The organism is Patescibacteria group bacterium, from assembly GCA_034520665.1.
GTDB lineage: Bacteria > Patescibacteriota > Patescibacteriia > JAXHNJ01 > JAXHNJ01 > JAXHNJ01.
This window is the reverse complement of record JAXHNJ010000001.1, coordinates 197,756-217,725: the sequence shown is the minus strand read 5'-3', so window position 1 is coordinate 217,725 and position 19,970 is coordinate 197,756. Positions and strand designations below refer to the sequence as shown.

Below are 19,970 nucleotides of genomic sequence, written 5' to 3'. Positions count from 1 at the left end.
AAATTAATTTATCTTAATCACTAAATATCTAGATATCTTCCGCCAGAGCCTGCCTGTGGCAGACAAGGCGGATCACCCGAAGGGTGACAATCCCTCAATATCTGATAAAGAGCCACTCCAGCCGCCACGGCCACGTTTAATGACTTTTTCTGACCTCTCATTGGTATTTCCAGTATTTGGTCAGCTAACTCTAATATCTCGGCCGGTAATCCCCTTTTTTCATGGCCAATAAGCAAGGCTAGAGGGAATTTGGGCTTAAATTTATATATATTTTTACCTTGAGATTTAGTTTCTAAGGCTATGATTTTAAAGCCTTGCTTTTTTAAGTCTTTAATATAAGAATTAATATCTTCTGTTTTTTCAAAAGGTACATTTTCCTCAGCTCCTAAAGCTACTTTGCTGATTTTTTGGCACGGCGGTGAGCCCGTATAACCGGATAAAATAATTTTATCCACTCCGGCACCATCGGCGGTTCTAAAAAGAGAACCGACATTATGAAGTGAGCGGATATTGTGAGCTATTAAGTATAATTTATTTTTATTTTTAGCTGGCATCAATCTTATCCACTAAAACTATCTTTTTACCCTCTAAAATATTAAATAAAAATTTGTCTGTTAAATTATTTCTGTATTCAAATTCTTTATTAGTCATAATAGTGTAATGAAGAGGGTGGTCAATTTTCTTTTGAAATTTTTTAACCAGACTTTTTAATTTTTTACGGTTAATACTGCCGACAATTAAAATATCAGTAATGTTATTTTCCTGCCCGGCAAAAAAACCAGTTAAGATAAGCAGTTTTATCCGTCCGGATTTTTGTATTTTTTTGATAAAACTTTTTTCCATAAAAATCTGAGACTTAAAAACCATAGACTTTAATTCCGGAAAAATGACATGCTCAGAATTAACCTGATAGTATTTTTTCTGTCCCTGACCGGAAGAGTTGATTAAATCTACTGATTCTAAGTTATTCAACTCACGCCGCACTGAATTTATATGCTCTTTTATTTTGCGAGAAATTTCACGAATAAAATAAGACTCCTCTTCATTGAGCATAAAAAGTTTTATCAACTTGACTCTGGTTCTTGAACTAAATAATTGTTCAAGCATATTTTAGACCCCTTATCAATTATTTATATATATAGTATAATATATTTAGTAAAAAGCAGCAAATAATAAGTCTAAATTATGTCAAAAGCTAAAGCCGAAGTTGACCAATTACTAATTTATGATCCGGATAAATCCCGGAGTACTACTCATATTTTCTTATCACGCCCCACTCCTTTGGAAGAAAAAAATCTGGGACGCCTCTTTGTTATATGTGAAATTGATTCTGAAGAAAAAATAAACCAGGAGATCATAAATATTATTCAGCAAGAACTAAAGAATCATTTTTATTATTCTGAGGAGACAAATGTTGAGGCCGCTTTTGAAAATGCTTTGTCGAAAACTAATCAAGCTCTGCACCATATTATTTCCGAAGGCATCACTAACTGGTTGGATAAGTTTAATATTATTATTGCTGTTATTCACGGTACCAGAATATATTTAGCTCATATCGGCCGTATTCATGCTTTTTTAATTCACCGCGATAAAATTATTGATATCATTACCAAAACTTCACAACCACGGGCAAAAATAAATCCTTTAAAAATATTTTCCAATATCATTGAAGGTAATGTTAATCCCGGAGATCAGCTTCTTTTCTGCACTACCTCTCTTCTTGATTATTTCTCGCAGGAAAAATTAAAAAGAGTGATTTCTAATACTTTACCTTCTGACTCAACAAAAGAACTGGAAAAAATTCTTCTTGAAGCCAATGCGGCCACTTCTTTTGGCGCTATTGTCTCCAAGCTGGTACCAACCCCGGAAAAACTGCCCGAGCAGAAAGATATATCTCGTCGTCCTTCCGATACAGCTCTTTCCTCTTCATATACCCCACCTCAGGCTTCTATGCAGGATTTGAGAAGTCAAGAAGAAAAAACTTCAGAGTATCTTTCACCCTCAGTTTTTCCTAAATTCTTTAAATCAATAAAAAAAAGTTTTTCCGTCTTAGGTAGTATTTACCGTAAAAAAGTGCTAAAAAAAGGGCCTAAAAGATCTTTGCCGGATTCTTCATACTACTCTCCTGAAAAAAAGATAAAAAAACCCAAGCCAGGTAAAAATTATTTAAAAAATATTTTTAATTACCTATCAAAAGGTATAAAATGGCTAGCTCAGGGATTAGCCAGTCTTTTCTGGGCTTTGTTTAATCTTTTTAGAAAACCTAAAACTATTAAAAATAAACTCAAAGAAATTCCAGAAAAAACTGAGAGTAAAATTCACAGCGGCATTTTCCGTTTTCGCCGTCTTCCCAAAAAAGCTCAGAAAACTCTGATCATTGCCTTGATAATACTTTTTATTTTTGCCACTAGTATAGTTTACCTGGGCTGGCAGAATGACAATAAATTATCAGCCGAAAGAGAAGCCGAAATAATCAGGCAAATCCAAGACTTAACCTTTGAGGCTGGAGCTGCTTTAAGCTATGAAGATGAGCGAGGAGCTAAAGAACTTCTTGGTCAGGCTCGTGACTTGTTGGCCCAGCTGCCTAATAAATCCAAGGAAGAAAAGGCCACTTATTCTGAATTAGAAACCGGAATTGAAAAAGAATACCAAAAAACACTTCACGTGGTTAATGTGGATAATCCTATACTAAAAAAAGATTTTTCTGAATTAGAAAATTATTCTCCGGTCAGCTCTCTGGTTCAAGCTGGAGACTTTGCCTATTTAATTAATGCTAATAATAATATTTACGAAATTGATTTAACCCGCAACGAAGTAATTACCATTGAAAATAACTTAACGGATATTGGTCAGTTTCAAAAAATGGTCCAGGAAACTACCTCCACGGTCCTACTCTATGATAATAATCCAGGTATGGTTGAGCTTAATAAAAATACCGGGGTACTGACACCTTTAACTATTGATTTTCCGCAAGAAAATATGAATGTACAAGATTTAGCTGTTTACCGCTCACGCTTTTATTATCTAGATAGTCAGTCAAACCAAATTTATCGCCACCAACGCGGCACAGTTGGCTTTGGTCCGAGCACGGCTTGGATCAGAGATCCGGATTTAAATATACAAGACGGGGTTTCTCTGGTTATTGACGGCTCAATATATTTACTAAAATCAAACGGCCAATTGCTTGAACTCTTTCAGGGCTATGAACAAGATTTCTCGTTAGATATTATTGACCCAGCTTTATCTTCAGCTGAGAAAGTCTGGACCAGTGAAGACTCAAATTATATTTATATTTTAGATAATCAAAATAAAAGATTGGTTCAGTTTGATAAACAAGGTAACCTAGTTAACCAATATTTTTCTGACCAATTTAATGACTTAAAAGATTTTTCGGTTGACGAAGATAATAGTAAAGCCTTCCTCCTGGCCAGCTCTAAACTATTTGAAATTACTATAAATCTATAAATTAAAAGATTTCTCCACTCATCGTTCCCTCCTCAGTGGAAATGGTGTTAAAATAAATAATCCATTTCGAGCGAAGTCGCACTAAGCACGACGCAGTCGAGAAATCATTATTTAAAAATTAAAAAAAAGCACCTCTAGTTTAGAAGTGCTTTTTTGTATAAATCTTTTTTATTTAAGATTAACCTTAGCGCCGGCTTCTTCTAGCTCTTTCTTTAATTTCTCGGCCTCTTCCTTGGGTAATGCTTCTTTAATTACCTGCGGTGCTTTATCAACAACACCCTTGGCCTCTTTAAGACCTTTTTCAGTAACTGCTCTGACTACTTTAATCACACTAATTTTGTTTGAACCGGCTTCTACTAATTCTACGTCAAATTCTGACTTTTCTTCGCCAGCTCCCCCTTCTTCTCCGCCAGCAGCGGCTCCGCCAGCCACAGCCACAGGAGCGGCCGCACTAACGTCAAATTTTTCTTCCAGAATTTTGACTAACTCTGAAAGATCAAGCACTGACATTTTTTCAATTTCTTCCACGATTTTTTTGAACTTAGCCGGCACCTCAACATCTTTAGCTTCTTTTTTTTCTTCAGTCTTTTTTTCTTCTTTAGTTTCCTCTTTGGATTCTTCGGAAATAGATTTCTTTTCTTCTACCATAATTATTTTTCCTTTATTAATTTTATTAATTATTATTTATATTAAACTTTACTTTCTTGGACGGCCTTGAGGGCGTAAACTAATTTATTAAGAGAGCCCTTTAAAGTATTGACTAGTCCGGTAATCGGGTATTTAATAAGATAAACCGTCTTAAACATCAGCTCTTCCTGGCTCGGTAATTTAGCCAGTTCCAAAACCTTTTCCTTGCCAATGAAATTATCTTCAAAAACTCCGCCCAAAAATTCAATTTCTTCATGTTCTTTTTTAAACTCATACATCAACTTAGCCGGCATCACTTCATCTTCCAGACCAAAAGCTAAAGCTACTGGGCCCGGCACTTTTTCCCAATCAATATCAATATCTGATTCTTTAAAGGCTTTTTTTAGCAAAGTACGCTTAGCAATATAGTATTCCACTTGATTATCCCGCAAGGATTCCCTTAATTTATTAACCTCATTGACTCCCACCCCCGTATAATCAATAAAAACCAGGGTTTTCATTTCTGACAAACTTTTCTTAATTTTTTTTAAATCTTTTTCTTTTTTTGCCTTAGTTTTAGCCATATTTTTAAGATTAAAAATAGATCTGTGTTACCACAGACCATTTTTACACGACAAACAAGGATTTCCCCTCATTTTTTGTTTACCTCGGCCGGATATTGAGTCGCGCTTGTCGAGCTTAGCTCAACTGAAGCGACACCGACGATCTGTGGCAAATATTTTAGGTTATCCTTAGTATAGCAGATTGAATTTAGATGTCAAGAAGATATAATAAAAAGGAGGGAACCTTTAAGATTCCCTCATAATTTTTTAATACTTTTACAAAGAAAAACTTTCTTCATTATGATCCTCACAACCCAATAAATCCGCAATACGGCTTTTAAAATTTCTCCTATTTATTTCGTTAAATGTATCGTCAGAGACCCAATCTGCTCTTTTACCCGGCATATCCAAAAAATGAGTATTAAATTTTTCCTCTCTATTTTTTCTATTCAGAGCTTTCCGGCATTCAGGGCAGACTAATCTAGTTATGCCAGCCCTTCCCGGTTCAAATTTCTTACCACAAGATACACAAGTACCGTAACATTTATTACATACGGCATACTTTATTTTTCTATGAGAAATAATTGTAATATCCTCTGTTTTACCAGAAAAATCTTTTCCACAAATTAAACAATGCATGAAGCTACCTCCTTAAATAAAATGAACAAATTAAATAAAACTATCTATGATAATTTATTAACATAAATTTTTATCTCTGTCAAAAAAATTAATTACTAAAACACCCGCATTTCTTTTTCTTTAAAATTTCTTTTTGTTCCTTTTTAGTATTTATAAAAACATCCTGCCGGGTCTTACCCTTAGCTAATTTTTTATTCAAGGGCGAGGCTTCCTGGTAGCCTCTTTTTTTCATTTCTTTTAATATTTTTTCGTGGCGATTAAACAACGCCTTGAGTTTGCCTCGCCATCTTAAGGTTTCCGGATGATGAGAATAGCCTTTTTTATTTTTAGTCAAAATAGTCCAAATAGCATGAAGCTCCCGGTGCTCGCCCAGCAAATGCTGGCGGCATAAATATTTTGGGTCAATATCCCAGATACGCATAGAATGTTTAATGGATAAAATTGTTAAATTGATTTTGCTTGTTAAAGTCGCTTAGAGACTAGTCAAAATTAAAACCTAAAGACGCTTTGAACACCTTCAACGCCTTCAACGACTTCTACATTCCCTACACTGGCCTTAAAGTACCAGCAAAAACCTGCCAGGCTAAAAGTGTCTTGGCCACCAGGCTTAAAATAATATAAACTTTCTCGCCAAAAAGATAATCTCTCCATTTACCAGTTTTTTTGTACTGTAAAATCATATTAATGGCAAAAATATTAAAGAAAATAAAGATAGAAAAGAAAATCCAGTAGACAAAAGTCGGCGCCTTGTTATCCCCTTCGCCGGCACTGAATAAATAAATGGCTATAGCTATCCAGGGAATAGCGCCGGCTAGACAGCCAAAGATATAAGAAAGCCAATTGGTTTTTTTTGTGGTTTGATTATGCACTTCCATGACCCAGCCAAAAAGAATCATCATAACGTTCAAAAAGAAAATTAAAATTAAAGCCACACCATCATAAATACCAACTAACATAGAAATAACCACAATCATTAAAGACGCTGAAAAAGAATACTCAATCCAACGGGCCGGATTTATCCCCTTCTTTAAATTTCTAACATACCACTTATAAAAAACCGTGGATACTAATAAATGAGCCAGAGCTGACAAAAACAAAAATCCAGCCACCAGTGGCCCAATTTCTAAAGTAAATTCGGTCTTTAAAACAGGGGCCAGTTTACTAGTGGCTTGATTCATTTCCACAAAACTGGAAGTTACTGGTAAAGCAAAATCAGAAGATAAAATCAGCATTAAAACCCCTTGAACCGCGTGAAAAAAGAACATGACTAAGTTAAAAATTCTTAGATTTTTAAACTTCCGTCTTTGGCCGTCGTCAATTAAGGCCTCGCTCTGAGTTTTAATGTTTTCCATAAATTTGTATTTAGTTAATTAAATTTAACAGACTAAACTAAGACTCCAGAGAAAAAATATTGAGCCAAAAACCAGTATTAAACAAAAGTAAAAAATAAATAAATATCTTAAATTTTTATGAGTGGTTTTTTCTTTTTTATTAAAGTAAAATATAAAAAACAAATCTACCAATAAAACTACCGCCAATAAACAAAACATAGTTATGTTTACTGCTTTTCTGGCCGGACAAGCTATATCAAGCGGCGGAATAATTATACTAACCAGAAATAAAACAATATTTATTATATGAAGAAATTTTATCATTATTTAATGATCGTTCCTTTATATTTTTTACCGGATAAATAATTTTTCAAATTTTTTAAATTAGTCCCTTTGATAATAATTACTTTTATTTTATGCTTTTTAGCCAACTTAGAAGCTTCCGGGTCAAAGGGTGTGGAAAGACGCGGTGACCACTGAGTGCCGATAATCTTTAAATAATCAGACCAGGAAATTTCTTTGAGGGGGCGGGCTGTTTTATATTTATCCGGATCTTTATCATAAACATAATCTTTATCAAAAAGATTGATCACAGTTTTGGCTTTAAACTGCTTGGCCAATAAAACCGTGTCTTTATCCGAAGAGCAGCCCGGGCGCCAGCCAGAGCCAATAATAATTTTCTTATTTGTTTTTACTTTTTTAGTTGGATTAGTAATAACTTTTTTAAAAGCAGAGTCCGAAAAAATAACCCGAATAAATTCCGCGTTCATTTTAGTAGCCGCGATACCCAGCCAATCAAGGTCAATATCTTTAATTTTAGCAATTTTTTTAGCCGCCTGATTATAAACTCTTCCGGTATTCCCTCCTCCCGTAACAATAACAAATCGATGGCCTTTTTTGACTAAAGATAAAATCATTTTCCTGAATTTTTTAAGAAAAGTGATATTGATTTTATCCGGCACAATTATTGAACCACCGAGTGAAATAATATGAGTTTTTTTTGTTTTCATATGTTATAATAATAACATATAAATAATAATAAAAAAATATGTTTAAAATTGGACACAGAGGCGCCGCCGGTTACGCTCCGGAAAACACTTTAGCCTCTTTTCAAAAAGCACTTGACCTAAAAGTTGATATGATAGAGCTGGATGTTTATCAATGTCACAGCGAAGAATTAGTTGTTATGCATGATGATAAAGTTGACCGAACCACAAATGGCCATGGTTATGTCTGGGAAAAAACTTTAAAAGAATTAAAAAAGCTGGAGGCCGTAGCCGGTGAAAAAATTCCTACCTTAAGACAAGTCCTTGATTTAATTGATAAAAAAGTACCCGTTAATATTGAACTTAAAGAAGAAAACACAGCCCAATCAGTTGCCCAAATAATCAATCAATACAAAAATAAAGGCTGGAGTGATGAAGATTTTATAATTAGTTCATTTAATCATATTGAACTGCAAAAAATTAAAAAACTTCAGCCAAAAATTAAAATTGGCGCTCTTCTCTGCGGCATGCCGGCTGACTACGCTACTTTGGCCGAGAAAATGGGAACTTATTCGATTAATCCAAACTTGGAATTTATTAACCAGGAATTTGTTGATGACGCTCATGCGCGAGGCTTAAAAATATTTGTCTGGACAGTAAATGATAAAGATGATATCGAGAGAATGAAAAACTTGGGAGTCGACGGACTTTTTTCTAATTATCCGGATCGGTTTTAAAAAGAGTGCTTTTCTCAAATAGAAAAAACCCGCTCAAAGATTGAGCGGGTTTGCTTTTGCGTAAAAAAATGGCTACTTATAGAGGCCTTTGATCGCCCCCCAGCTTGAATCATCGGTGCTGATCGGGTCGCAGTAAATCTTTGCCTGGATGCAGCAGATGTCAAAAAACTCGCCGGAATTGGCTGCGCACAAGAAGGGCGGATAATCCGCCGGCTGATTGGGCTGGCCGGTTTGCCAAACCAGCATGGCGTTGGTAATGGCGTACTCGATAGCACAGCCGCAGTCGTCAAAAATCCCGGTAAAGAGAATATTGGAAGTGACACCGATCATTTCGCCACCAACATAGCTCACCCGGGTTGAAACATTGAAGTAACTGATATCCCCCTGGTAATCCATTAAACCGCTGCCGAATGTTTCGCCGTCCAGCCAGAACCGGCCTTCATTGTAGTCGGTAACGTAATCTATCCAGCCGGTGCCATTTTCATCAATATCACGGGCCGTTTCTACGGCTCCCTCACTGATCATTCCCCAGACTTTCCATTGCCCGGCCAGAGTTGTTCCGTTCCAGGACATGGCGTTGATTGTGTTGCCGGCCTGTCCAGGATTGCCCGAGCACCAGGCTTCGGAAGCCCGGCCGCCGAGTATGGTCTCATCAGTGGTGGTGTAGATCCCGTCATTGGGCGGATAGAGACAATCGGCCGAAACCGAACAAGCGAAAAGAAGGACAAACATGATAATCGCAGTAGTTTTCATCAAAAAAACCTCCCCTTAGGTAAGTTTAAAAAGAACCATCTAACTAATTAACCAAAAATTAAGATTTTCCTCCTTTCTTGCTTTTTTTTGATTAACTACAATAATTACACTATCAATATAAAATAAACCAAAAATCAGTTTATGTCAAGGCTATATTTAATATTAATCCAAATACCGGGCCTTGTTTTCGGCGTGTTCTTCACCGGTGCGTGACCAGACTGTTTCCCCGTCTTCCGGGTGCAAGTAATAGTAATACTCATTATCAACAGGATATATGGCCGCTTTGATGGATTCAATGGAAGGATTACAAATTGGACCCGGTGGCAAGCCCTGGTATTTATATGTATTATAGCGTGAGTCAACTTCTAAGTCAGAATAGGTTGGCTGTCTTTCAGATTTGCCAGTGGCATAATTAACGGTAGCGTCTGACTGAAGCGGCATACCCATCTCCATCCGTCGGTAAAAAAGATCGGCTGCCATCTGCTTATCCTCATATTTTTCCAACTCTTTTTCTAATATTGAAGCTAGGGTAACAATCTCAAAAATAGTTTTGTCCTGATTTTCTACTTCTACTCTTAAATCACTGGTTAATTTATCACCAAAATTATCCAGCATTTTTTTAATAATATCTTTGGCCTCAGAATCTTTATAAATACGGTAAGTATCCGGGTAAAGATAACCTTCTAAATCTACTGATTCATCTTTATCACTTAAAAAATCATAACTTTCATCTGGTAATATCTCCTGGGAATTAGTTACTCCGGCGGCTGTTAAAAAATCATCTTTGGCCACAATCTCATTTTCTGCCAGATAATCAGCAATTTCCTGGTTATTCCATCCCTCTAAAATTTTAATAGTTCTTTCGTTGGAAAGTAATTTTCCCTGACTTAAGACCTGTACTATATCTTTAACCGTCATACTAGTAGAAAGTTTATAAGTACCGGCCTGTAGTTTGGAAGCCACACCTTCAATAAAAGCATATATTTTAAAAGCGGTTACATTATTAATTAAATGCTTGGCTTCTAAAACCTCGGCAATGGTTGAGAGACCTTCGCCTTTTTTAATAATTATTTCTTTTTCTAAATTTTCATCTGAGGCTGGCGTGGAAATTAAATTAACAAAATAAAAAATCACTAGCACCAAAACTAATACTAGAGAGATAGAAATATAATAAATTTTTTTACGAGGTGACATTTATAAATATTTATTCTTATTTTGTTTTTTCAACCTGGCCACGATTTTTTTAACCTTTTGCGCCTGGTCCAGAGGACAAACTAAAATAGCATCACTGGTATTAATAATTATCATATCCTCGACTCCGGCCGTGGCAATGAGTTGCTGGGATAAATTATAAACCATGGTACCTTTGGTGTCCACGCCGATATGATTACCTCGGATAACATTTTCGCCCGGGTTTTTTGATAGTATTTCCTTGACACTACGCCAGCTGCCAACATCAATCCAGCCAAAAGAAGCCGGAATAACCAGCATCTTTTTTATTTTTTCCATCAAGCCAAAGTCTATAGAAATATTTTTCATCTTTTTAAATTCTTTTTCTAATGTAGACTTTTCTTTTTTGGTGCCCCGGGCTTTTTGAATTTTCATTAAAGACTGGTAATGGGCCGGTAAATGTTTTTTAAATAAATTTAATAAATGCTCCACCCGCCAGCAAAACATAGCCGGATTCCAGAGGTAATGGCCTTTTTTAATGTATTGCTTGGCTTTTTTATGATCCGGTTTTTCAACAAATCTATCTCCTTGATAAATTTTATATTTTCCGATCTTATCTTTAAGAGAAGAAAATTTAATATAACCATAGCCGGTTTCCGGATACTCCGGCTTAAGGCCGATTAATACGGTTTGGTTTGGATATTTTTGAACTGCTTTTTCGGCTGTTTTTAAAACTCTAATATATTCAGCTTCTTTATCAATATAATGATCAGCGTTAGCCATAACCATTATTTCTTCCGGGTTTTTTTTATGCAAAATACAAGCGGCTAGACCAATAGCAGCCGCCGTGTTTTTAGCCTGGGGTTCTAATATATACTGGGATTTTTTTAAAGCTGGAATTTGTTTTTTTACTTCCTGATAATAATCTTGACCAGTAGAAATATAAATACTATTCAAATTCAAACCTTTTTTCAGACGCTTAAAGGTTTTTTGCAGCAATGTTTCTTGACCCAAAATCTTCTGGGACTGCTTGGGACTTTTTTTACGGCTGACCGGCCAGAGCCTGGTACCGCCGCCGCCGGCCAATATAATTACTTTCATAATTTAAATTGTTTAGACTCTATTAAAAAGAGAATAAATATTAGTGAGATTAGTGATTGATAAATTCGTGGTTTTTATTCTTCTTCAATCAAAGGCACAAACTGAAAGCCAGGATATTTTTCTTCTTTAAAATTATTCTTGGTTTTCTTAGTCAAAAGAATCATCTCCTGACTGCCCTGCCCCACAGGTATCACTAAACGACCGCCAATCTCTAGTTGTTCTTTCAGAGATTCAGGAATTTTTTTCTGGGCGGCCGCGGCTACCTGAATACAATTAAAGGGAGCAAATTCAGCCAAACCCCGAGTGCCGTCCCCGCAAAATAATTCAATATTAGAAAAGCCGTATTTTTTCAAATTATTCTCGCCAAAAGTTTTTAGCTGGGGAATTCTTTCTACTGCATAAACCTTACCCTCTTCACCGACTATATAAGCCAATAAGGCACTGCTCCAGGCTGAACCCGAACCAACATCCATAATCCTATCCCCTTCTTGGGGCTGCAGTAACTCTAGCATAAAAGCCACGGTTAGGGGTTGAGAAATAGTCTGACCGTAATTTATTGACATGGGAATATCCTCTTCATAATCATCCTTAAATTCTTCCAGCATAAAATCAGCCCGATTGATCTCTGTAAAAGCTTTAATAATTCGCGGGGTTTTCAGTATCCCCTCTCTTTTTAATTTTTCGACTAAATGTTTCATAAGTTTTGTTTATCTATATTTATAATTTACCTTATTTTACCTTTTGAAGCAAGCGAAAGTCTGTATAATGAATCAAGAGATTTATGGGGTTAAGTTTTATACTGGCGGATAAATCTTTTTTAAAATTTCGCCACATAAATGTTGCGCCAGGAAATAATATTATTCTAATCTCTCTGGCGCCGGATTTATCCGGCGATTTGAATCTGGAGATAAATCTCCAGCTACGCGGATGAAGAGGTTTGTTTTCGCAAAAGCAAGGACTTATCTCTGCGTTTAAATAAAGCTGCGTAGATAGGAATCCCTATTCCCGCTATATATTAAATATTCAAATATTATGCTTTTGTTTAAATTTATTTTTAATATTAATGAACCAGGCCTAGAGGCGAGCCATGACCTGCCTCTACCTAGTATAAAACAAACTGTCAAGGAAGCCCTTAAAATTACCCGAGAAGCGCGGATCTCCTGATCCGCGCCACCTTATTCGGTTGGATCAGGAGATCCAACCTTCTCGAGTCACTCGACCTTGAGCTTAGTAAATATATTGCCAGAACAGGTCTGGAGACCAGTTCTTCTCGCGATAAAATAATAGCGTCTTTTAAAAAAGCTTTAAAAGTCCGGAAGATTATAAATATTCTAGTTTTAAAAATTATTATTTAAATGATTCTTTAATGAAGACAGATTAATAATTTTAGAGAATTTAGCTTTTTGAAAATTATTTTAGTATTTATAATAAAAAGAGCTCGCCTCTACCCGAATTATTCTAAACTTTGAAGTAGGCAAAAGATTTATCTCCGTCTAGCCTTCTTGCCATTAAATTTTTATTAAGAGAGTAAATGGTGTGAGACTATAATGGATTTGGGATTGACTTTTCTCCAAATCTATGCTATACTTACTGCATAGTAAAGATACTAAAAACAAAAACAAAAATATAGAAAATACTACCCCCCATTATCATGAGTACAGCATACGGGAGGTCATAAACAAAAAAGTATAATCAAAATTTAGTGTCTTGGCTAGAAAAATTTGTTTTCCTATAAGGGTCTATAAAAATTGTGTTTTTGTCAAAAAACGCTTTTTTTTATTATCACCTTTTTTGCCAAAATAAAAACAAAAATGAAAAACAAATACAAGGAGGTGGAAGTAGTACCTTTTTTAATGGCTGAAAATAAAGGCGGCCATTTTCGTCTAAAGACTCCCGGGAACCGATTTAAAGAATTAAAACATCCCTTCCATCTTTTTAAAAAAATTCATCTAGCCAAATGTTTGAGCAGCCTGCTTCTGGCTACTCTTTTACTTCTTCCTTTTGTTTCTTTTGGTCAAGGTATTGACAGCCAGACCATTATTAATCTGACTAACCAAGAACGGCTTAATCATAATTTACCCCAGCTTAAACTTAATTCCAATCTCACCCAGGCGGCCGTTGCCAAGGCCAAGGATATGCTAGCCGATGATTACTTTGCCCATTTCGCACCTGACGGGAAAAAACCCTGGGATTTTATTCACTCATCCGGTTACGACTATAAATTTGCCGGTGAAAATTTGGCTATGGATTTTTCTTCCGCTTCCGGGGCCATGCAAGGCTGGATGGCTTCGCCCACTCACCGAGAAAATATTTTAAGTTCTGATTATGATGAAATTGGCGTGGCTGTACTTAATGGAAAACTGCAGGGACACTCAACCATTTTAATTGTCCAGATGTTTGGCCATCAGGATAAGGCTATTTCAAGTCCTCCGGTTGTTGCCACAGCCAGCACGACTGAATCAACAATTACTCACCAAGAAGAAACCCCGGAACCCAAACCGGCTCCAGCTGTTCAAGTTGAAAAACAAGAAGAAAATAAAAAACCGGAAAATAATCAAAGCGATACTCAAACAAAAGAAGAAGATAAAAAAGTAATTGCTTTAGAAAATAACCAGCCACCAGTTGAAAATAAAGAGAGCAAAAATTCTGTCCCTGAAGTCAAGCCACAAGATCAGCAAAAGATGAATTCACCTGAACCAGCAAAACTTACTACTAATAAAAATCTTCACATAACTAATTACTTCTTTTTTCCGGACCCAGTTAATCTAAATCAATACAATCTTTTTGTAGCTGCTTCTCCAGCCACTGAAAGACTGGTTCTGATCAAAAACAACCAGACCATTCGTTTTCACTACTTTAAAAATAATCTTTTTATAAAACAGAACCAAAACCAATTTCTGCCTCATAATTTTAAAAATTATCAAGCGCTTACTTTTGAAGACCGCTCTTACAACAGTCAAAATGTAAAATTAGCTTATAATTATAATCAAAATACCCGCTTGGCTATCAACAGTCAGGTTAAAGGAGTAAAAGACGTTAAACACAGCTCAAAAATCCTTTCTTTATTGATAATACTATTTTTAGCCGAAATTGCTATCATGACTCCTAAGCTCTGGCATATTTGGCACCATGAGCAGCATCTTATTAAAAAGAAAAAAGTTGATTCATTTCTTTCTTTTCTGTTTTTTATTTTAACTTTAATCGTGCCCTATATGTAATAGAGTTATCCACAAGTCTAATATATTTCAGATAAAAGTAATCAAATTCCCATCCAAAGGGGCCGTTTTATTAAGAAATATGGAACGGCTCCTTTTTACTTGACAAATTATGAGAAATGAACTAAGATAAAAAAACTTAAATAGCTCTTTTTTCTACATATTAGGAGGGAAAACATATATTAATCGCTCTTTGGTACACAATTTCATACGCTCTTTTATAAAACCTATCAGGAGGAAAGGTTTAAAACCAACAAAAAGTAAATAAAAGGTCTAAAAAAGGAGAGAGGATCAAAAAAGAGGAGAGAAAAAGGTCTTATTTTATGCATTTTTAAAAATTATTTGCTTTCTGTTGGTTTTTTTGTTAGATTAGCAAAATTTTGGAGCTCAATAAATTTCATTAATAAAAAATGAGCGAACAAAATTTGGCTAATCTAACAATCCCGTCCGAGCTCTGAGCTTGTAGAAGAGCGAGTGACGGGATCTACTCTACAATTTTCAAGCCGAAATACTCTCAAATAGTTAAAAAGAGGCGCTGAAAAATTGGCTAATCTAACAATTGACGCTTTAGTGTCATCCCGAGTAATGCGAGGAACCTAATCAAAACAACAATCAACTTAATATACTAAATTAACCAAATTAACTTAAATTAAAAGGAGAATAAACAATGGTAAAAATCAATTTATTACCAAAAAAATCTATCAAAACCAAGCTTGTCAAAAGTCTTAACATTTTTCTAATGTTAGCCTTATTATTAAATATGTCTATGGTAGGAGCCCTGATACAGCCAAGCCAGGCTAGGGCAATTCAATTAGATGAACCTAAAGGACATTATGAATGGAATTTTGTAGGAGTTGCCGACGACGATACTAACCAAACTTGGACTTATCGAATCGATGAAATTGATAAAGCCCAGCAAGTTAGTCACGTTTCACTAAAAGTTTGCGAAGATGTAAAAAACCATCTGATTAGCACATCACCTAACGGCGGTGAGTGGATTAAGTATGACGGTTCTATTTATGACGGTTCTATTAATGTTAATAATGTTATTCAATGGGATATTTCTGAACTTAGCTTTACCGAAGAGGGTTCAAATGAAACTCAAATAGTTAGTTTTACAATTAACACAATCTTTGGAACTGACCAAACCGGCGCTCACGGCTATGTAAAATATGCTAATAAAAATGATAACAGAGTAATGCCTGGACCAGATTGTTTGGGTGATTTTTGTCAATTAGAAATCAAAAAAACAGTTGATAAACCAACTGCTCTTCCAGGTGATACTTTGCTTTATACTCTTAATTTTAATAACGCTGGAAAAACTAATTGTACCGGCGGTGGAGTAAGAGTTGATGATTATATTCCTGCTTTAACTACTTACGCTAATTGGCATGATCAAAGCGAAAATGTTAATTTCGGATATTCAAGTGAAAAATTCGGAGCTAATAATCCTGGCTTTGACGGATCACTTCTAAGCTGGAATGCCGGTACTCTAACACCGGGCGAAACCGGTTGGGTAAAATTTAAAGTTACAGTAGATGAGCTACCAATATGTTCAGATGAAACAATTTACAACTACGGCACAATTTATGCTGACCAACTGCCAAACGGTTTAGATTCTAAGATTGTAGAAACTACTGTTACTACACCATGCAATGGAACACTTACTGTTAACAAAGTATTAGTGCCTAGTAATGACACAGGATTATTTAACTTGATGATCGACGGTGTAGTAGCTGGTACAGGAACAAACGTTGGTAATGGAGGAACAACTGGTGCTCAAACTGTAAGTGTTGGAAATTATGTTGTCTCAGAAAATGCTGGTACTAACACCGACCTTTCAAATTATACATCAGTAATTTCTGGTGATTGCGATGCTCAGGGAAATGTAACAGTTGGTAACAGTGAGAATAAGGTTTGCACAATCACTAATACCAGAAACACAGCAGAATTTATCGTTTATAAAAATGTTGACGAAAACGGCGACGGCGACCTTGATGACCCCGAAGATATTATCGGAGCCACAAATTGGAGCTGGAATATTCAAAATGGTGAACAAGATATTACTACTGGTTCCAGCCGAACTTTAGAAACTGGTTTATATACCATTTCTGAAAAACAAAAAAATGATTATCATGTCACTGATTTAACCTGCAATGATCAATCTTATGGAGCAGTTGAATCAAGACAGATTGATTTAACCACCGACGGCATCGTCTGCACTTTTACCAACACCCGCGATACCGGTAAAATTAAAGTAAACAAAAAAGTAGATGCTGACGGCGACGGAATATTTGAAGGCGACAACACGAAAGCAAATAACCTTAACTTCCAATGGGGTTTTGAAGGTGAAACTCTTGATAAATTAATGGGTAGCGAAGAATCTGTTGTTACCGGTAATTACAATATCACGGAAAATAATGTTGATGATTATCACTTTGCCGGCTGGTATGTAAACGGCTCTATTTATACCTGTGAAACTACTGAGTACAGAACACTGCCAGCTAAACTGGGTGTGACCACTGACGGGATTGAAATCACCCTTTGCAATGCCCGCAACACAGCCGACTTAACTTTAATTAAACAAGTAGATAATTCTAATGGCGGCACGGCCCAAGCTATTGACTGGAAACTTAAAGCCACCAGTGAAGATCTTTCCACAATTGAAGGAAATGGCTTGGCTCATGGTGAGGTTCTAACCGGCACTTATACCCTTTCTGAATCAAGTGAAATTGAAGGTTATACCGCCTCTAAATGGATTTGTAATAATAAAACTTTAGAAGGCAATGAAATTACCCTGGAAAAAGATGATGATGTTACCTGCACCATTACCAACACAGCCAACGCCAGTAAAATCACCGGCTATAAATTCGAAGATATTAATGGTAACCATGTTTGGGATAATGATGAACCGGCTTTAGATGATTGGGAAATTAAATTATATTCTGCTTGTTCAGAAAACTTTGATGATTATAATTTAGCAGGCGATGACTATAGTAAGGATAATAAAATTGGTCTTTCAGACTTTGGCGCCTTTGCTAGCCAGAAAGTTGATTTAAATGGTGATGGTAATTTAGATAATTATGACACTAAATGTTTTGAAAAGGTCTATCAAAATACTCCTGAGAATATGCCTACAGAAAATCCGGTTTTAGACACTACCACTACTAACGCTAATGGCTATTATGAATTTGATAACCTATCCGCCGGCAGTTATATCTTAGAAGAGACCCTTAAACCCGGCTGGACTCAGACTTTAGCTCCGAGTGTTATTACTTTAGGCATCAATGATAAAAGTACTGGTAATGACTTTGGTAATTTCCAAAACATAGATGTCACCGTCTGTAAATATATTGATAAAAACGGTGACGGTAATATAGAAAATGATTCAGTCTACAATCAAGGCTGGAATGTTTATCTTAATGAACAAGAAAAAACGACCAATGAAAACGGTTGTGTTACTTATATCGATATTGGTCCAGGTAGTTATAATATAACCGAAGAAACTAAAGAAGGCTGGACCCAAACCTACCCTTTGACAGGTAGTTATAACTTTGAAGCTGTTTCTGGAGTAGATGTAAAAGATGGTGATTTTGACTTTGGTAACTTTGAAAACGCCAGCATAACTGCTTACAAATATATTGATGCCGATGGATCATGGAAAACAGATAATGATCGAACTCCTAAACCCGGCTGGACTGTTCAGCTCTGGCAAGGTGAAGTTCAAGTTGGTGATAATCAAGTAACTGGCGCCGATGGCTCCTATACTTGGACTAATCTTGAACCAGGCACTTATACAGTTAAAGAAATTCTAAACAGTGATTTTATGGCCATAACCGGCACTGAATATGAGGTTGAGGTTAAATCCGGCCAACCCCATGAAGTTATCTTCGGTAACTTTAAATTGGGACTAATTTCTGGTTATAAATTTGAAGATGTTAATAATAATTCTGAGTGGGATGAAGGTGAAGAGGCTCTCCAGGGCTGGGAAATTTGTTTGGATGAAAATACTTGTACTACTACAAATGAAAACGGCTATTATGAATTTACTGACCTGGAAGCCGGTCAATATAATTTAACTGAAACCACGCAAGAAGGTTGGAGACAAACTATGGCTCCGGCTGCTATTACTATTGCCTCTGGTATAGTTAGTAGAAATAATAACTTTGGTAACCAAAAATTGATCTACGAAATTGGTCTAGATAAAATTGACAGTAAAGACCCAGTGGCTCCGGGTAAAGACTTTACCTATACCCTAACTTGGTCTGTTGGCGGTAATGATTCCGTTAATAATTTAACTTTAGTAGATAACCTGCCTAGCGAAGTCAGCTTTGTCTCCGCTTCTGAGACTTATACTTATGACCAAGCTAATCATACAGTCAGTTGGAACTTGGATACTAAAAACCCAGGTGATACGGGCACGCTTGACATTACGGTTACTGCTAATGAAGGCTTAGTCAATAATACTGTGATTAATAACACAGCCGTGCTCGACTCTGATGAAACTGATGAAACCACAGCTGATGAAGAGACCACTATTGTGTCTGGCCCAATCCTTGGTATAGAAAAATCAGTTGACTTAACTTTTGCCAATCCGGGCAATGTGGCTACTTACACAGTTAATATCTCAAATACTGGTAATGAAACCGCTTATAACGTTATACTTGAAGACACTCTTCCGGACGGCTTTACTTTTGTCAGCACTGGCCTGGCCACACACACTTGGGAACTTGGCGATTTAACACCGGGCGAGAACTTTAATTTGAACTATCAAGTAGCAGTTGGCAAGGTTGAAGCTGGCTTCTATGATAACCTGGCTGAAACCTGGGCTGACAACCATGAAAAAATTGACGATTCCGTTACTCTTGAGGTTAGAATACCAGCTGTTTTAAGCGAAGAAGCCAAACCGGTTCTGAATATTGAAAAAGAAGTTGACCAGGAATTTGTTAATCCTAATTCTCTGGTTAATTACACAGTTACTGTCACTAACACTGGCGAAGCCACAGCTTATGACGTAGTTTTAACTGACACATTACCAGCAGGCTTTACTTTTACTTATGATGACAGCGCGGTCAGAATTTGGACCTTAGGCAACATGGCTCCGGGTAGTGAAATAGTGATTAATTATGAAGTCAAGGTAGGAGCTGACGTTCAGGCTAACACTTATGACAACTTAGCCGTGGTTACTGCTGTTAATCATAAAGATATTTCAGACACGGCTCCCCTAGAAGTCAGGAAAGGCGTGGTGCTGGGCTTAGCTGAAGCGGGTATGAATCTCTATAATTTCATCTATATCTTATTAACCTTATTTACGGCTGCTGGCGGTATGCAAATTTACCGGCTTAGAAAAAGACAGGATATCAGTATAAAATAACCATTAAAA

General features: G+C 36.2%; 17 protein-coding genes. 4 read left to right on the top strand and 13 right to left on the bottom strand.

What is annotated here, in order from left to right; all coding sequences use genetic code 11:
- Positions 1–20: 20 nt before the first annotated feature.
- Positions 21–554, bottom strand: a complete 534-nt coding sequence (locus U5L76_01135) for a TrmH family RNA methyltransferase (protein MDZ7798201.1) — start codon at positions 552–554, stop codon at positions 21–23.
- Complete coding sequence (locus U5L76_01130) at positions 544–1,107, bottom strand: winged helix-turn-helix domain-containing protein (GenBank protein ID MDZ7798200.1); 564 nt, start codon at positions 1,105–1,107, stop codon at positions 544–546. The genes U5L76_01135 and U5L76_01130 overlap by 11 nt, the downstream gene beginning before the upstream one ends.
- A 78-nt stretch (positions 1,108–1,185) precedes the next feature.
- Between U5L76_01130 and U5L76_01125 the strand changes: the two genes are divergently transcribed.
- Complete coding sequence (locus U5L76_01125; protein ID MDZ7798199.1) at positions 1,186–3,465, top strand: hypothetical protein; 2,280 nt, start codon at positions 1,186–1,188, stop codon at positions 3,463–3,465.
- A gap of 168 nt (positions 3,466–3,633) precedes the next feature.
- Here the strand turns inward: U5L76_01125 and rplL are convergent, their stop codons facing one another.
- From rplL to pyrH, 7 genes are all read right to left on the bottom strand, one after another.
- Positions 3,634–4,113, bottom strand: a complete 480-nt coding sequence (gene rplL / locus U5L76_01120) for a 50S ribosomal protein L7/L12 (GenBank protein ID MDZ7798198.1) — start codon at positions 4,111–4,113, stop codon at positions 3,634–3,636.
- A gap of 41 nt (positions 4,114–4,154) precedes the next feature.
- The gene (rplJ, locus tag U5L76_01115) at positions 4,155–4,676 is read right to left on the bottom strand and encodes a 50S ribosomal protein L10 (protein MDZ7798197.1); all 522 of its coding nucleotides are present in this window, start codon (positions 4,674–4,676) and stop codon (positions 4,155–4,157) included.
- A 255-nt stretch (positions 4,677–4,931) separates the two neighbouring features.
- Positions 4,932–5,294, bottom strand: a complete 363-nt coding sequence (locus U5L76_01110) for a hypothetical protein (protein ID MDZ7798196.1) — start codon at positions 5,292–5,294, stop codon at positions 4,932–4,934.
- Between the two features lie 88 nt (positions 5,295–5,382).
- Positions 5,383–5,715: a pyrimidine dimer DNA glycosylase/endonuclease V gene (locus tag U5L76_01105; protein ID MDZ7798195.1), complete on the bottom strand. Its 333-nt coding sequence runs from the start codon at positions 5,713–5,715 to the stop codon at positions 5,383–5,385.
- A gap of 124 nt (positions 5,716–5,839) precedes the next feature.
- Positions 5,840–6,646, bottom strand: a complete 807-nt coding sequence (gene heR / locus U5L76_01100; GenBank protein ID MDZ7798194.1) for a heliorhodopsin HeR — start codon at positions 6,644–6,646, stop codon at positions 5,840–5,842.
- A 24-nt stretch (positions 6,647–6,670) separates the two neighbouring features.
- On the bottom strand, positions 6,671–6,949 hold the full coding sequence (locus U5L76_01095) for a hypothetical protein (GenBank protein ID MDZ7798193.1): 279 nt from the start codon (positions 6,947–6,949) through the stop codon (positions 6,671–6,673).
- Entirely contained in the window at positions 6,949–7,635 is a 687-nt protein-coding gene (pyrH, locus tag U5L76_01090; GenBank protein ID MDZ7798192.1) for a UMP kinase, read from the bottom strand. The genes U5L76_01095 and pyrH overlap by 1 nt, the downstream gene beginning before the upstream one ends.
- 38 nt (positions 7,636–7,673) lie before the next feature.
- On the opposite strand from pyrH, the gene U5L76_01085 reads away from it, so the two are divergent.
- A complete protein-coding gene (locus U5L76_01085; protein MDZ7798191.1) occupies positions 7,674–8,348 on the top strand; it encodes a glycerophosphodiester phosphodiesterase family protein in 675 nt (224 codons plus the stop codon).
- 72 nt (positions 8,349–8,420) lie between these two features.
- Here the strand turns inward: U5L76_01085 and U5L76_01080 are convergent, their stop codons facing one another.
- The 4 genes from U5L76_01080 to pcm all read right to left on the bottom strand — a co-directional run bounded on the left by U5L76_01080 (position 8,421) and on the right by pcm (position 12,070).
- Complete coding sequence (locus U5L76_01080; GenBank protein ID MDZ7798190.1) at positions 8,421–9,101, bottom strand: hypothetical protein; 681 nt, start codon at positions 9,099–9,101, stop codon at positions 8,421–8,423.
- A 162-nt stretch (positions 9,102–9,263) separates the two neighbouring features.
- On the bottom strand, positions 9,264–10,295 hold the full coding sequence (gene mltG / locus U5L76_01075) for an endolytic transglycosylase MltG (protein ID MDZ7798189.1): 1,032 nt from the start codon (positions 10,293–10,295) through the stop codon (positions 9,264–9,266).
- Positions 10,296–11,372 (bottom strand): sugar phosphate nucleotidyltransferase, encoded by a 1,077-nt coding sequence (locus U5L76_01070; GenBank protein MDZ7798188.1) that lies wholly within the window; start codon positions 11,370–11,372, stop codon positions 10,296–10,298.
- A gap of 74 nt (positions 11,373–11,446) precedes the next feature.
- Entirely contained in the window at positions 11,447–12,070 is a 624-nt protein-coding gene (gene pcm / locus U5L76_01065) for a protein-L-isoaspartate O-methyltransferase (protein MDZ7798187.1), read from the bottom strand.
- A gap of 1,113 nt (positions 12,071–13,183) precedes the next feature.
- Between pcm and U5L76_01060 the strand changes: the two genes are divergently transcribed.
- On the top strand, positions 13,184–14,590 hold the full coding sequence (locus U5L76_01060; protein ID MDZ7798186.1) for a CAP domain-containing protein: 1,407 nt from the start codon (positions 13,184–13,186) through the stop codon (positions 14,588–14,590).
- Positions 14,591–15,353: 763 nt separating this feature from the next.
- Positions 15,354–19,961: an SdrD B-like domain-containing protein gene (locus U5L76_01055; GenBank protein ID MDZ7798185.1), complete on the top strand. Its 4,608-nt coding sequence runs from the start codon at positions 15,354–15,356 to the stop codon at positions 19,959–19,961.
- Positions 19,962–19,970 lie beyond the last annotated feature (9 nt).